The sequence below is a fragment of the Parabacteroides sp. APC149_11_2_Y6 genome (assembly GCF_054506995.1).
This window is the reverse complement of sequence record NZ_CP173709.1, coordinates 1,151,165-1,165,956: the sequence shown is the minus strand read 5'-3', so window position 1 is coordinate 1,165,956 and position 14,792 is coordinate 1,151,165. Positions and strand designations below refer to the sequence as shown.

12 protein-coding genes are annotated in these 14,792 nt (G+C 40.8%); 8 read left to right on the top strand and 4 right to left on the bottom strand.

Features of this window, described 5'->3' with window-relative positions:
* Nucleotides 1-585 precede the first annotated feature (585 nt).
* The 8 genes from ACGE0T_RS04740 (at nt 586) to ACGE0T_RS04705 (ending at nt 10,747) form a co-directional block, all read left to right on the top strand.
* The gene (locus ACGE0T_RS04740) at nt 586-963 is read left to right on the top strand and encodes a diacylglycerol kinase family protein (protein WP_459189387.1); all 378 of its coding nucleotides are present in this window, start codon (nt 586-588) and stop codon (nt 961-963) included.
* 91 nt (nt 964-1,054) lie between these two features.
* Nucleotides 1,055-1,267, top strand: a complete 213-nt coding sequence (locus ACGE0T_RS04735) for a hypothetical protein (RefSeq protein WP_459189386.1) — start codon at nt 1,055-1,057, stop codon at nt 1,265-1,267.
* 19 nt (nt 1,268-1,286) lie between these two features.
* The gene (locus ACGE0T_RS04730; RefSeq protein WP_459189385.1) at nt 1,287-1,844 is read left to right on the top strand and encodes a phosphatase PAP2 family protein; all 558 of its coding nucleotides are present in this window, start codon (nt 1,287-1,289) and stop codon (nt 1,842-1,844) included.
* Between the two features lie 222 nt (nt 1,845-2,066).
* Nucleotides 2,067-3,251 (top strand): lipoprotein N-acyltransferase Lnb domain-containing protein, encoded by a 1,185-nt coding sequence (locus tag ACGE0T_RS04725; RefSeq protein ID WP_459189384.1) that lies wholly within the window; start codon nt 2,067-2,069, stop codon nt 3,249-3,251.
* On the top strand, nt 3,236-4,837 hold the full coding sequence (locus tag ACGE0T_RS04720; RefSeq protein ID WP_459189383.1) for an alkaline phosphatase family protein: 1,602 nt from the start codon (nt 3,236-3,238) through the stop codon (nt 4,835-4,837). The genes ACGE0T_RS04725 and ACGE0T_RS04720 overlap by 16 nt, the downstream gene beginning before the upstream one ends.
* A gap of 158 nt (nt 4,838-4,995) precedes the next feature.
* Nucleotides 4,996-8,355 (top strand): preprotein translocase subunit SecA, encoded by a 3,360-nt coding sequence (gene secA / locus ACGE0T_RS04715; RefSeq protein WP_459189382.1) that lies wholly within the window; start codon nt 4,996-4,998, stop codon nt 8,353-8,355.
* Nucleotides 8,356-8,599: 244 nt separating this feature from the next.
* Nucleotides 8,600-9,703 (top strand): alanine dehydrogenase, encoded by a 1,104-nt coding sequence (gene ald, locus ACGE0T_RS04710; RefSeq protein WP_459189381.1) that lies wholly within the window; start codon nt 8,600-8,602, stop codon nt 9,701-9,703.
* A gap of 303 nt (nt 9,704-10,006) precedes the next feature.
* Nucleotides 10,007-10,747: a tetratricopeptide repeat protein gene (locus ACGE0T_RS04705; protein WP_459189380.1), complete on the top strand. Its 741-nt coding sequence runs from the start codon at nt 10,007-10,009 to the stop codon at nt 10,745-10,747.
* A gap of 767 nt (nt 10,748-11,514) precedes the next feature.
* On the opposite strand, the gene ACGE0T_RS04700 is transcribed toward ACGE0T_RS04705, so the two are convergent.
* The 4 genes from ACGE0T_RS04700 to ACGE0T_RS04685 all read right to left on the bottom strand — a co-directional run bounded on the left by ACGE0T_RS04700 (nt 11,515) and on the right by ACGE0T_RS04685 (nt 14,770).
* Complete coding sequence (locus ACGE0T_RS04700) at nt 11,515-12,327, bottom strand: BFO_2992 family lipoprotein (RefSeq protein WP_459189379.1); 813 nt, start codon at nt 12,325-12,327, stop codon at nt 11,515-11,517.
* 49 nt (nt 12,328-12,376) lie between these two features.
* Nucleotides 12,377-13,651, bottom strand: coding sequence for a porin family protein (locus ACGE0T_RS04695; protein WP_459189378.1), 1,275 nt, complete (start codon nt 13,649-13,651; stop codon nt 12,377-12,379).
* A gap of 7 nt (nt 13,652-13,658) precedes the next feature.
* Nucleotides 13,659-14,186 carry an RNA polymerase sigma factor gene (locus tag ACGE0T_RS04690; protein WP_459189377.1) on the bottom strand — a complete coding sequence of 176 codons (528 nt, stop codon included), beginning with the start codon at nt 14,184-14,186 and terminating at the stop codon, nt 13,659-13,661.
* Between the two features lie 233 nt (nt 14,187-14,419).
* Nucleotides 14,420-14,770 (bottom strand): cation transporter, encoded by a 351-nt coding sequence (locus tag ACGE0T_RS04685; protein ID WP_459189376.1) that lies wholly within the window; start codon nt 14,768-14,770, stop codon nt 14,420-14,422.
* Nucleotides 14,771-14,792 lie beyond the last annotated feature (22 nt).

Genomic DNA, 14,792 nt, shown 5'->3' with positions numbered 1-14,792 from the left:
TTATGCCAAAAATATACTCCTCTGATTATCTGATAAATAGACAAATCAAGAATGTCCGATAATGAACAGTGTGTCCGTTTTTAATGAGGCACCAACCATACCACAGATAACTTTTTTACTGCCTTTGAAGTAGATTTCTTCATCATAAGAATGCATCTCACTCGATTAGAATAACTGAACGAATTAGCAACTAAAAAAACGGAGTTCTGAACAGACTAATCATCGGCACTGGTTATATTTCAAGCTTTCAAAAGAATTTAACTCCCACAATCCATAAAGATTCATAAATTTCCCCTTATCGCTTTTATATAAACCCCTATCACCAATATTAAACTTCCAAAATAACACATAAAATATCCATTATTGACAAATCTATCCAGTGATATTGAAAAATATCTGCTCCCTCATATCTTAAAATCATCTCATTTTCATATATTTTCTCATTTCTATAAATCAGCTTCAAAACAGAATTAATCAGCAAACCAAATAAACTTTTCCGACTAAAAAATTAGACAGACAAATCATTTTCTTACTTTTCCGGTTATATTCGTATCTTTGCCTGCAAATAAAAAAGACAGATTAGATATGAAAAATAATGGTTTCACCTTCCGAAAGAGAATAGCCAGCTTCCGATATGCCTTTAACGGAATACGGTTATTGATACAAAAAGAACATAACGCATGGATACACTGCTTTGCCGCAATATGCGTACTAATAGCCGGATTCTTTTTTGGATTATCATCCACGGAATGGATTGCCATTTCAATCGTAATCGGAGCCGTATTTGCCGCGGAAGCAATTAATTCATCAATTGAAGCGTTGGCCGATTTGGTATCTCCGGATTACAATGAAGCAATCAAAAAAACAAAAGACCTTGCAGCCGGAGCCGTTTTAATTCTTGCCATTGCTGCAGCAACAGTCGGATTAATTATTTTTATTCCTAAAATCGGGAATTTATTCTGAAACATCATATAAACTATACATTTTTATTGTTTTATAATTCTCTTATTTTTATATTTGCGTCATCATTTAATTAAATAATAAATTAAGAATTATGGCACGTACAGTAAATTTTGTAAAAAGAGCAGAAAAGATTAAAGAGCAAGTTGATGATTTAGTAAAAGAAATGAGCGAAACAAGAATCGTTCACGTTCCGACAAAAGAAAAATTTAAACTCAACGACATTAATTTTGACGAGTTAGACGTTGTTACCCTGATGCAAATTCAGGCACGTTTAAGCCGTGTTATTCTGGAAAAAAGTAAATAATTAAGGATTTGTTCGTAAGATGAAATATCTTCTTACAATATTTCTTTCTTTATTTTTTTGTTTTTCAGGAAAAGCGCAAGAAATAGAAATAAGTGGCAGCCGTAAAGCAGTACGAACATCAGGAGATATATTAGCGTTCGTTACACCGGTTGCAAGTTTAGCTACCGTTCTGGCATTACAAGATTGGCAGGGGTTAAAACAAGGAGCCTTAGCAGGAGTTTCTGCCGTAGGATTAACTTATGCCTTGAAATATATCGTAAAAAAAGAACGCCCGGACGGCAGTGATAATCATTCATTCCCCTCGTTGCATACCTCCGTATCATTTACGGGTGCGGCATTTATTCAGCGAAGATACGGATGGAAATGGGGTATTCCGGCTTATGCCGTTGCCACTTATGTTGGTTGGAGTAGAACTTATGCAAAAAAACATGACTGGTGGGATGTTGCAGCCGGGGCGGCTATAGGTGTAGGCAGTGCTTACATTTTTACACGCCCGTTTGCACAAAAACATAATTTGTCTATCAGCCCGGTTGCCGGGGATAAACACTTTGGTATATATGCCTCTATGACATTTTAATGTTTGTCCTACTATCAACCTGATAGAATAAAAGGTCCGGTTTCACCCATATGGAGGAACCGGACCTTTATCTTTTTATTTGCTTTCATAGTTATGGTTTTCCGAAATCATAACTATGATTTTCAAAAACCATAACTATGAGTTTGTTTTATGGCTATTTAAAAGATAATCCGGGAAAATCATGTACCTTTGTAAAAAAGTTACAGACAACATTATTTACATATGAAAAAGAGCCTGCTTCTGTTTTTTATCTTACTAACCTTTCTGCCGCTCCGTGCCCAGATAATACTTAGTGATGAAGCAAAAATCAGCCTGCTCACGGTTTCGCCTTCTGACGACGAGGTTTATACCGTATACGGACATTCTGCAATCCGTATCAACGACCCGGTAAATAATATCGACCATATTTTCAATTATGGCATATTCGATTTCTCTAAACCCAACTTCATTTACAGGTTTGCCAAAGGAGAAACAGACTACCGGTTGGGCGTACAAACATTCCGCCAGTTTATGATTGAATATGAAATGCGCGGAAGCGAAGTCATAGAACAGGAACTAAACCTGGACATCCGGGAGAAAAGAGCTATCTGGCAAGCCCTTTTGATAAACAACCAGCCGGAAAACCAGGTATATCGTTACAATTTCTTTTTTGATAATTGTGCAACGCGCCCTGCCGCTATTATTGAAAAGTACATAAACGGACAGGTAAGCTATAATAGCCCGGGTGAACCGCAAACATTCCGGGACATGATTAATTATTGTACGCGCAACAAGCCTTGGCTCACTTTTGGATGCGACCTTGCTTTAGGCAGCCCGACCGACCGTATAGCCACCCCGCATGAAGAAATGTTCCTGCCTGTTTATCTGAAAGATGCTTTTGAAAAGGCAACGGTAAAAGGGACCGATGGTTCGGAGAAAAAACTGGTCAGTTCGACAAAATGTATTATTGAAGAAATAACGGATGATTCGATCCCGGAAAAAAGTTTTCTGACACCCTTATTCTGTTGTTGGGCTTTTTTCTTCCTCATATTAGCCATTACATTAATAGAATGGCATAAGAAAAAATATTTCCGTATAGTAGATTGTGTGTTGTTTTTCATGGCCGGAATGGCAGGAGCCGTTTTATTCTTTCTATGTTTTATTTCCACACATCCAAGCATTTGGCCGAACTGGTCTATCATATGGTTGCAACCGTTCAATTTAATTGCAGTCATTTTGTTTGCCGTAAAAAAATACAGAAAGGCGGCATATTATTATCATTTTATTAACTTTGCGGCGCTTACGCTGATGCTGGCTGGCTGGTATTTTATTCCGCAGCATTTAAACACAGCATTTATTCCCTTAGTAATGAGCCTTTGGCTACGTTCGGGATACGGCGTATATAGAAAATTATGGAACATCCGGTAAGAAAAATATTAACATCACTGATTGCGATTCTGGTTGTAACCAATCTGGAAGCACAACAACGTACCCCCAAACTGGTTGTCTGCATCACTGTAGATCAGTTACGGGGCGATTATATCGAGTACTTTTATAATACATTCGGAGAACGGGGCTTCAAACGGTTACTGAATGAAGGCATGGTATACAACAACCTTCGTTTTGACTTTTCCGATATAGATGAAGCCAGTGCTTTTGCCACTTTATTTACAGGTAGCAATCCCTCCTTCAACGGTATTTCCGGTGACAGAACGTATGATTTCGAGAAAGGAAAAGAATTCTCCATACTAAATGACCCGAACTATTTAGGTAACTATACTAAAGAAAATTATTCACCTAAAAAATTAATCAGTTCGACTATCGGAGACGAATTGAAAATTGCGTCTAAAGGCAGAAGCGACGTTTACTCCATTGCACCTAATCCGGAAAGTGCGATTCTTTCAGCAGGTCATGCAGCCAATGGCGCATTCTGGATGGACGATTATAACGGAAAATGGGCGACAACTACCTATTATAAAGGTATTCCGTGGTATGTAGACCGTTATAACAACGGACCGGAATCCCTTTCCGCCCGTTTGGAACAAATGGTATGGACTCCCTCTCTTCCTTTTGAAAAGTTCGATGCCTTTCCTTATGTATTAGACGAGATTCCTTTCAGATATACATTTAAAGAGAACACAACTTCATGTTTCTTTAATCTGAAAACTTCTCCTTTTATTAATAAGGAAATCAACCGTCTGGCACTCCAGTTCCTGGAATATGGGGCATTTGGTACACGAAGTTGTCCGGACATGCTGGCTATCACTTACTATGCCGGAAACTATCGCGGTAATATGAATAAGGAATATACCCGCGAAATACAAGATACTTACTATCAACTGGACAAAGATATCGAGCAGTTGATTGATAAAATAGACAAAAAGGTCGGTCTTCATAATACATTAATTGTATTCACCGGCTCCGGATACTATAAAAGCGAAGAAGAATATGCAGAGGGATTATCCCTGATAAGCGGAGAGTTCCATCCGAAACGTTGTATTGCATTGCTCAATATGTACCTGATGGCTATTTATGGCCAGCAGCACAATTGGGTAAAAGGCTACTACAACAACCAGATATACCTGAACCGCAAAGCGATTGAAGATGCCAAACTGGACCTGACAGTCATCCAGGAAAAAGCGGCTGAATTTTTACGTGAGTTCAGTGGAGTGCAATATGTTGTTACAGAGCATGTACTGCGTACGGGAAACTGGAACGAACGCACAGCCAAATATCTGCAAGGTACTCATTTGTCAACCCGTGGAGACCTCATTCTCGAGTTACAGCCGGGATGGGTAATCAATTACGATAATCCGAAGGAAAAAATAAAAGTAATACGAAATAATGCAGTTCTAACCCCATTGGTATTTATGGGTAACGGCATCAAGCCCGAACATATCTACCGTGAAGTGAAAGCCACAGAGGTAGCCCCTACGGTAACCCATGTGCTAAGGATCAGGCCACCGAATGCATCTCTCAGTTTACCTTTGAGAGAAATGACAGTTAATAAGTAACAATTGACAGTTAACCTCTCGTACATATTCTATTACTGAATGAATGGGTTGAAAATACCGGCAACAATGACCAAAGGTATTTCCCAGTCAACTGTCACTTGCCGACAGTCAACTGATTCGACCCGACTAACTAAAAATAAATAAAACAAAATTATATCATGGGATTTAATGAATTTATGACGAAGCTGTTTGGCAACAAGTCGCAGCGAGACCTTAAGGAGATTACGCCTTATGTGGAAAAAATCAAGGCGGTTTATCCGTCTATACAAAAACTCTCCAACGACGAGTTACGTGCAAAAACAGACGAAATCAAACAACGCATCCAGGATTATGTAGCTACAGACCGTGCCAAAGTGGAAGAGCTGCGTAAAGGTATTGAAGATAAAGAACTGGAAGAACGTGAAGCAATCTGGGCTGAAGTAGACAAGATAGAAAAGAGTATAACCGAAAAAATGGAAGTTGTCCTGGAAGAATCCCTTCCGGAAGTATTTTCCATTATGAAAGATACGGCACGCCGTTTTACTGAAAATGAAACAATCGAGGTAACAGCCACCGATTTCGACCGCGACCTGGCAGCAAGCTACGATTTTGTTCATATCGAGGGAGACAAAGCCATTTATCAGAACCATTGGATTGCCGGAGGTAACGAAATCACCTGGGATATGGTTCACTACGATGTGCAGTTGTTCGGTGGTGTCGTTCTTCATAAAGGCAAAATCGCAGAAATGGCGACCGGTGAAGGTAAAACACTTGTTGCTACCCTGCCGGTATTCCTGAACGCATTGACACGCAACGGTGTACATGTTGTAACGGTGAACGACTACCTGTCTAAACGTGACTCGGAATGGATGGGACCGCTGTATATGTTCCACGGTCTGTCTGTAGACTGTATCGATAAACACCAGCCGAACTCCGATGCCCGTCGTAAAGCATACAATGCAGACATTACATTCGGTACCAACAACGAATTTGGTTTCGACTATCTGCGTGATAACATGGCAATCAGCCCGAGCGATTTGGTACAACGCAAACATAATTATGCGATTGTCGATGAGGTCGACTCCGTATTGATTGACGATGCCCGTACTCCGTTGATTATCTCCGGCCCTATTCCACGCGGCGAAGAACAATTGTTCGAGCAGTTCCGTCCGAATGTAGAAGTTGTGGTAAATGCACAGAAAGACCTTTGTTCCAAAATGTTGATTGAAGCCAAAAAGAAAATGGCAAGCAGCGACCAGAAGGAAGTGGAAGAAGGCTCTATCCAATTATACCGCTCATTCAAGGGATATCCCCGTAATAAGGCACTAATCAAATTCCTGAGCGAACAGGGTATCAAGGCCCAGATGTTGAAGACTGAAGAATATTTCATGTCTGAAAACATGCGTCATATGCACGAAGCGACAGACGAACTGTACTTCGTGATCGATGAAAAAAATAATAGCATCGAATTAACAGATAAAGGTATCGACTTGCTGACCGGTAAGACCGACGACCCTACATTCTTCGTTCTTCCGGACATTACTTCACAGCTTTCCGAGTTGGAACATATCCAGAATGATGAAGAAAAACAAGCAAAGAAAGACGAACTGCTTGCCAACTACTCTGTTAAGAGCGAACGTGTCCATACAATCAACCAGTTATTGAAGGCATATACCTTATTCGAAAAGGATGATGAATATGTTGTGATGGACAACAAAGTAATGATTGTAGACGAACAGACCGGACGTATTATGGACGGTCGCCGTTATTCCGATGGCTTGCACCAGGCTATCGAAGCAAAGGAACGTGTAAAAGTGGAAGCCGCTACACAAACATTTGCAACCATTACATTACAGAACTACTTCCGTATGTACCACAAGCTGTCCGGTATGACTGGTACTGCCGAAACGGAAGCCGGTGAGTTGTGGGACATCTATAAACTGGATGTTGTCGTTATCCCGACCAATCGCCCGATTGCCCGCAACGATATGAACGACCGTATCTACAAGACCAAACGCGAAAAGTATAACGCCGTAATCGAAGAAATCGTTCAGTTAACAGAAGCCGGACGCCCGGTACTGGTAGGTACGACATCTGTCGAAATCTCCGAGTTGCTGAGCCGTATGCTTACCATGCGTAAGATTAAACATAACGTATTGAATGCGAAGTTGCACCAGAAAGAAGCCGAGATTGTAGCTACAGCCGGACAAACCGCAGCCGTAACCATTGCAACCAACATGGCAGGTCGTGGTACCGACATCAAGTTGTCGCCGGAAGTAAAAGCAGCCGGTGGTTTGGCTATTATCGGTACGGAGCGTCATGAAAGCCGCCGTGTAGACCGTCAGTTACGTGGTCGTGCCGGACGTCAGGGAGACCCGGGTTCTTCTGTATTCTTCGTTTCACTGGAAGATGATTTGATGCGTTTGTTCGCTTCTGAAAAGATTGCCGGGCTGATGGACAAATTGGGCTTCAAAGAAGGTGAAGTGCTGGAACACAACATGCTGAGCAAGTCTGTTGAACGTGCACAGAAGAAAGTGGAAGAAAACAACTTCGGTATCCGTAAACGTTTGCTGGAATACGACGATGTGATGAACTCACAACGTAACGTAATCTATACCCGCCGTCGCCATGCTTTGATGGGAGAACGTATCGGACTGGATGTATTGAATACAATCTATGATACTTCTGTCGCTATTGTTGAACAACATGCAGAAAGCGATTATGAAGGGTTCAAACTGGAATTATTCAAAACATTCGCAATGGAATCCCCATTCACGGAAGAAGAATACAGGAGCACTAAATCCGAACAACTGGTAGACAAACTGTTCGACAGCGCCCTGCAACTCTTCAAACGTCGTATGGAACGCCTGACTCAGGTAGCCAATCCGGTTATCAAACAGGTATATGAAAACCAGGGAGCGATGTATGAAAACATCCTGATCCCCGTTACAGACGGAAAACGCATGTACAACGTTTCTTGTAACCTGAAAGAAGCATACGAAACCGAAAGCAAAGCGATTACCAAAGCATTCCAGAAATCAATCGTACTGCATACCATCGACGAAGCATGGAAAGAACATTTACGTGAAATGGACGAACTGCGCCACTCCGTACAAAATGCCAGCTACGAAAACAAGGACCCATTGTTGATTTACAAACTCGAATCATACAACCTGTTTAAGACGATGGTTGATTCCATGAACCGTAAAACGGCAGCTATCCTGATGCGTGGCCAGATTCCGGTACGCGAAGAGCCGACTGAAGAAGAAAAGCAGGCAATGGCAGCACGCCAAGCAGCAATGGCTGAAGCAGCACGCCAGCGTATAGCCGTACAGCAGGCAGCTCCCGAACGTCACGAGGATATGAGCAAATACCGTACGGAGAAGTCAGACCTTTCCGGAAACAATACGATGGAAGGCCAGGCTGCACCTCAACCGCGTCAGGCTCCGGTTCGTGCCGAAAAGCGAGTAGGCCGTAACGACCTTTGCCCTTGCGGTAGCGGAAAGAAGTATAAAAACTGTCACGGACAAGGATTATAACCAAGTTCGCAAGAATCAATAGAAAAGGTGTTGCAAGCAATTGTGACACCTTTTTTCATATACATATCCCTCATTCAGCCGCCTCCATTCCAGAACTTCCCCCCGCAATGAATGGGATTTTTCTTTTTATCGAAAGTTTATCTAATAAGTTTTATAAAAAATCTTCTAATATTTTCAAGAATAAAATAACATAATGTCAAAAAAATCGTATATTACGACCATAAACCTATAAAATACTAACATTATGATTATCGGAGTCCCAAAAGAAATCAAAAACAATGAGAACCGCGTGGCACTTACACCCGCCGGAGCAAAAGAGTTAGTAACAAGAGGACACACTGTCTACATCCAGCATACGGCAGGAGAAAACAGTGGATTTTCCGATACCGCCTATGAGGCGGCAGGTGCTCAAATTCTTCCCAGTATCGGAGATGTATACAATGTTGCCGAAATGATTGTCAAGGTAAAAGAGCCCATTGCCGCAGAATATTCGCTGGTACGCAAAGGGCAATTGGTATTCACTTATTTCCATTTTGCATCCGAAGAAAAACTTACCCGCGCCATGATGGAAAGCGGTTCTATCTGCCTTGCTTACGAAACAGTAGAAAATCAGGACAGGACCCTTCCGCTACTTATCCCCATGAGTGAAGTTGCTGGCCGCATGTCCGTACAGGAAGGCGCTCGTTTCCTGGAGAAGCCACAAGGAGGCAAAGGTATTCTTTTGGGAGGCGTTCCCGGTGTTAAACCGGCAAAGGTACTGGTTCTTGGAGGAGGCATTGTCGGGCACAACGCAGCCTTAATGGCTGCCGGTATGGGAGCAGATGTTATTATAGCCGATATATCATTACCCCGCCTGCGTTATTTAAGTGAAATTATGCCGGCAAATGTAAAGACATTATATTCATCCGCCCATAATATAGAACAGGAATTGCCTACAACAGACCTCGTTATAGGCTCTGTTTTAATCCCCGGGGCAAAAGCCCCCCACCTGATTACGCGCGACATGCTGAAACTAATGAAAAAGGGTTGCGTGCTGGTCGACGTAGCAATAGACCAAGGAGGCTGCTTTGAAACATCCCATCCGACCACTCATGCAGAGCCTATCTTTGAAGTAGACGGCATTACCCACTATTGTGTAGCCAATATACCGGGAGCAGTCCCACAAACCTCTACATTGGCCCTGACAAATGCCACACTGCCATATATCATTAAACTGGCAGACAAAGGATGGCAAAAAGCCTGTAAAGAAGATAAAGGCCTTGCCCTCGGATTAAACATCATAGAAGGTAAAATCGTATATCCGGCCGTAGCCGAAGCATTCGGATTACCTTGCTATCCTATCGAATAAATCCACCATAAAGGAATACAGACAGGTTACTGAAAAGCTCAAATTCCCTTATTTTGTTTAATAATCAACCGGTTTAATCAACCTTGCCTGTATTCCTTACAACAAACCGCGGTCCAAAAGCCTTCTTCTTCCCTCCCTTCTTTAAGATTCATGCCATATCTATCGATAATGCAATCCCCATAAAGCAGAAGACCAATGTTTCCTTTTTCTTTATAAATCTAAAAAAATAAAAAAAAACTTCTCTCCTTCCTCTACACTTACTAACTTAGTCCGAATTTAAATTTAAACAAATAATAAATCACCATGAAGAAAATTGTCTTATTATTGGCTTTTTGCCTTAGTATTGGAAACTTATTTGCACAAGATGCTGATGCAAACAAACTTTGCACAGAAGGGGACGCTGCTATGAAAGCGAAAAACTATGCAGAAGCTTTAACTAAGTACAGCGAGTATTTAAAACTTACGAACTATGAAGATGCAGACCGTGTATTCAACTGCGGCTATGCAGCATTTAATGCGAAAAAGTATGATGATGCCGTTAAGTTTTACGACATGGCTATTCAAAAAGGAAAAAATGTAGACAATGCCTATGTTGGAAAGGCTATGTCGTTACGCGACCAGGATAAAGCTGCAGAATTTACATCTACGGTTGAAGCCGGATTAAAAGCAAATCCAAACAATCAGAACCTGGAAAAGTTACTGTACGGATATTGCATGAAAAAAGGACAGGCAGCCCAGAAAGCCGGTAAAATAAACGATGCGGAAGAACTATTCAAAGACGTATTAGTTGTAGCAAACAAAACCTATAAAGGAAATGCTTTATATAGCCTCGGAGCTATGTATTATAATGAAGGAGCTAAAATCCTGACTGCTGCAACTCCTTTGGCAACAACAGATGCCGACAAGTATAACGCAGAAAAAGATAAAGCGGATACGCAGATGAAGAAAGCGAAAGATTATCTGGATCAGGCTATCGCATTGAATCCGGCAGACGAAAAATGCAAAAAGATTTTAGCTTCCATCAACGAAACATTGAAACAATAAATAATTCATTTTAGAACAAAAAAAGGTTGCCCAACGATTTGGACAACCTTTTTTTGTTTTACAGAAAGTCAATCTTTCATCCCATCAAGCAACACTTTGACAGGATAACCTTTTTTTTACTAACTCAACCGGTTTATATGAAAGCCATTTCAGGGGAAAACCATCCCTTTTTAGCGCTAAAAGGAGGCTTTTTGTATAGAATCCGGGACTTTTTCCTATTTACTCAGAGGCTAATTTCAATTAGTAGCGGTACTAATTCCAACTATCTGCGCATAAAAATACAATAATCTGCGCGGCAAAACACCTATATTTTGACTTTAAAACATATATGTTTTGATTTCAAAGCATATATGCTTCGTTTTTAAATGTTATTGAGCATGGATGCGGCTCTGGAATGGTAAGAAAACCGATCCTTACGCAGATATTAAATAGATTATTATGTCCCGATAAACACAACAATATGATTAGACGCAGATGACGCGAATAAACGCGGATTAATATAGATTTTGTATTTCTTAATCCGCGTTCATTCGCGTCATCTGCGTCTAATAAATAAATTCCGCGCCTTATCTTTTAGCTACCTAAAGTCCATCTGCGTTGACAAACTGATAAAGCTAAACCTCGCGAGAATGACATATTTGCAAGCCCTCCCGAACCGTGCCCCATACAGAAGACGTAAGAATAGGATATTTTATCAAAATGACAAAAGGGACTGCCTTCATAAATTGAAGACAATCCCTTTTTTATATCTATCCTAAAACTTATATTTACGATTCTGCCGGAATAACAAATGTTACAACATCAGATGTTCCCCAAGTCTTTATCTTCGTTGAATCAGCATTAAATTCTTTCGGGAACTTAAGTCTGAAACTAATTTTCTTGTCACTGCCAGACTGGCTTGTCGCTTTGCTCTTTGCATAATTATAGAAATTTTCTGCTTCAAAAGCATGAGCAACAGATGCACCTTCTATTGTAGGAGTTTCTCCATCAGCTTTCTTCTTTCCACGGAAAAATATGGTATAAACGTTTTCTCCATTCACTGTTTCCGGCTGTTGAGAAAAGTCACAAGACAAGATATAGTCATTTTCCTGCTTTGTCAGCATTTTAGGCAAAGTAGCCTCAATAAACAATCTCTTTTTAGAAGTACCTGAAACAAAAGATGCTATCTTAGAAGAGGTAAACAGTATTTCTTTTTTATCACCAACAGGATCAAGCACCTTTGTTGTGTCAGAGGCACCTAAAACCATCGGTGAATCTTTAATAATACTATAATTTGCAGCTAAGGTTGCAGTTTTATAACCTTTTGTTGCAAAATTCGCATTTTCCGCAGCATCATTATCTACCGTATAATATACTGCCATACAAGTTCCATCCTTCAATTCCAAAATGTTTGTTGCATTTGAAATATATAAAGGATAATCTGAAGACGGGTAAACTAATTTCTGATAAGGAGGTTTACTGGAACTTTCCACTAAGGCATAATCTGCCGTAGAATACGAGCTATTTCCTTTCATACAGGAAGTTAACAACATCACACCGGCAGCAGCTGCTGCCAAACTTAGAACTTTAAGTCTCTTCATTTTCTCTACTTTTAAATTTTATATTCGCTATTTATCTATATTTATAATACTAAAATCCAAAACGAAAACCGGCCTGTAGATTTACATTGAATGGTTTTTCCGAACGAATCGTCTCTATATCGCTTCCATTCTTAAAATAATATCCGGCACCTGCCTCTGCATAAATACTGAGGAAACGCCATAAAGGATAGCTGGCACCTATACGGGCATTCACAGACCAAAGTAACGGTTTCATCCGTACGTGTTCCGTTTCCGTCGATACGGAACCTTCCCCTTCCGAGACAAACATCTTTGTTTTTAACTTACCGGCAACATTCATTTCAACCATTCCTCCTGCCGCTGCATAGAACTGGATACCTTTCCATTCTGCTATCCTATAAGAAAGAGATAAAGGTATGCCGATAAAATGTAATTTCTGTTTTGTCTCCCGGCAGAAAGGATATCCGTTTGTTTCCCAGGTAGAGGACAAAAACGTATAATTCAATCCGGATTGCAAAGAAAAGCGATTACTCAACAGGTAACTTACCCCCACCCCGACTGTAATCGGAGTATTATGATGAATATTCGTTTTCGCTGCATCCCTGTCAAAATAAGGAGAATTAAGCGACATCAATTCCGGATCGGGAAGTAATGTATTTTTCAAGGCATACATATTAAGTGAACTCGATGTTCCGGCAGTAACACTACCGCCTCCCATTCCAAAATACCATCTGCGTTGCTTCTTCTTAGTAACCGGAGATGCATCGGCAATCAATGTATTGGCTGCTACAGCCTGCACTTCTTCCGCCTGCTGTTGTTCAACGGCATCTTCTCTGATTGCTTCCTCTTCTGCAACAACTTGTGTTGCCATCTCGATTGTTGCTGCAACCTGAACTGTATCTAAAACCGTAGCCGGCTCTTCTACATTGTTCCCAATTCGTAAAGACCTGGCTGCAACTTTAGCAGCTACCGGTTTAGACTGTACCCGGGCAATCGCTTTTGCCGGAGTTTCTTTCTTTTCAGCCGGAACTTCCGCAACAGTCACCTGTTCTGCTTTCTGTTCTATCAATTGGGATTCTATGGTATCTGTTTGCTCCTGTATAGCTGCTACTATAGGTTGCTGCCGGTTATCTTTATTGAATATATAGACACCGCCGGTTATCATTAATAATGAAATAACAGCAGCAGCACTCCAATAGTATAGTTTACGTCGGAGAGGTACAGACACTTTCCCTGGCAAACGACTGGCAATGGCATCCCAATCATCTGGCATTGTATCCACTTCAAAATCTTGTAATTTCGAACGGAACAAATCATCTAATGCATCTCTTTCCTTCTCTTCCATCCTGTTCTCAATACATTGTGTTAATTTGGCGTTGTAATAACTGTTTTGCCCGTGTAAACTGCGACCTTGAAGTACTTTCCGTTATATCCAGCATCTCACCGATTTCTTTGTGTGAATAACCTTCAATGGCAAACAAGTTGAATACTGCACGGAAACCTGCCGGTAATTGCTGTACCAGCTTCATCAGTTCTGCCGCCGACATTTCGGATATGACCGAGCTGTCCGGATTGACAAGCTCTGCCGAATTATCCAAATCGGCAGCCTCACGCAAAACATCCGACTTACGTAAATATTCCAACGCACAATTTACAAAGATCTTCCGAAGCCAACCTTCAAACGAACCGAGGCCAGTATAGCTATCCATACTGGTAAAGACCTTGACGAAACCATCCTGTAATAAATCCCGGGCAGTCTCCCTGTCATTCACATAACGCAGGCAAACTCCCATCATCTTACGGGAATACGTATCGTACAATTCTTTCTGAGCTAAACGCTCCCCCTTTTTACAACTTTCTATCAGTTGTTTCTCCGTCATTCAGTGTGTACCTTCACAGCCTCTTGCGAGGCTGTACAATTAATAGATGCTATTTATTCGGGAAATGCTGCATGTCTAACGAAAAAATATTTTAAAAACACAAAAACACGGAGTCCACTTTCTTAATAAATGAAAACTCCGTGTTTCTATAACAATGTTCTTATTTTTGTCGGACGAACACAGTTTCAACCGGAATCGTCTGCAAAGATAAAATCTTCTGTCATATAATCATGTTAATGTTCATGCTTAGAATTATTTTTTTTTGACGAATCGGCAGGTTGAGCCTCTCCTTCTTTTGCAACGACAGCATCCAGTCCTATCTTTTTAAATGCTTCTGCCAATTTAACTTCTGTCGTTTTATCTGTACGATAAGTAACAACAGCCGTGCGGGTAGTCAAATCACATTTCAGGTCGGTAACCCCTTTCTCAAATGCAATGTTATTTTCTATTTTTTTAATACAATGAGCACAATCCATTCCTTCAACAAAGAATTTCACGGTCTCTTTCTTCTTTTTTGCATCCTGTGCATAGGCCGTGGAAAAAGTAAATACGGCACAAATCAAAGCTACTACTAATTGTTTCATATACATAAAGTATTAAATAAAT

Bases quoted from the DNA above. Each gene is read 5' to 3' on its own strand.
- ACGE0T_RS04740 (WP_459189387.1), top strand. From the start codon at position 586: ATGAAAAATAATGGTTTCACCTTCCGAAAGAGAATAGCCAGCTTCCGA.
- ACGE0T_RS04735 (WP_459189386.1), top strand. From the start codon at position 1,055: ATGGCACGTACAGTAAATTTTGTAAAAAGAGCAGAAAAGATTAAAGAG.
- ACGE0T_RS04730 (WP_459189385.1), top strand. From the start codon at position 1,287: ATGAAATATCTTCTTACAATATTTCTTTCTTTATTTTTTTGTTTTTCA.
- ACGE0T_RS04725 (WP_459189384.1), top strand. From the start codon at position 2,067: ATGAAAAAGAGCCTGCTTCTGTTTTTTATCTTACTAACCTTTCTGCCG.
- ACGE0T_RS04720 (WP_459189383.1), top strand. From the start codon at position 3,236: ATGGAACATCCGGTAAGAAAAATATTAACATCACTGATTGCGATTCTG.
- secA (WP_459189382.1), top strand. From the start codon at position 4,996: ATGGGATTTAATGAATTTATGACGAAGCTGTTTGGCAACAAGTCGCAG.
- ald (WP_459189381.1), top strand. From the start codon at position 8,600: ATGATTATCGGAGTCCCAAAAGAAATCAAAAACAATGAGAACCGCGTG.
- ACGE0T_RS04705 (WP_459189380.1), top strand. From the start codon at position 10,007: ATGAAGAAAATTGTCTTATTATTGGCTTTTTGCCTTAGTATTGGAAAC.
- ACGE0T_RS04700 (WP_459189379.1), bottom strand. From the start codon at position 12,327: ATGAAGAGACTTAAAGTTCTAAGTTTGGCAGCAGCTGCTGCCGGTGTG.
- ACGE0T_RS04695 (WP_459189378.1), bottom strand. From the start codon at position 13,651: ATGGAAGAGAAGGAAAGAGATGCATTAGATGATTTGTTCCGTTCGAAA.
- ACGE0T_RS04690 (WP_459189377.1), bottom strand. From the start codon at position 14,186: ATGACGGAGAAACAACTGATAGAAAGTTGTAAAAAGGGGGAGCGTTTA.
- ACGE0T_RS04685 (WP_459189376.1), bottom strand. From the start codon at position 14,770: ATGAAACAATTAGTAGTAGCTTTGATTTGTGCCGTATTTACTTTTTCC.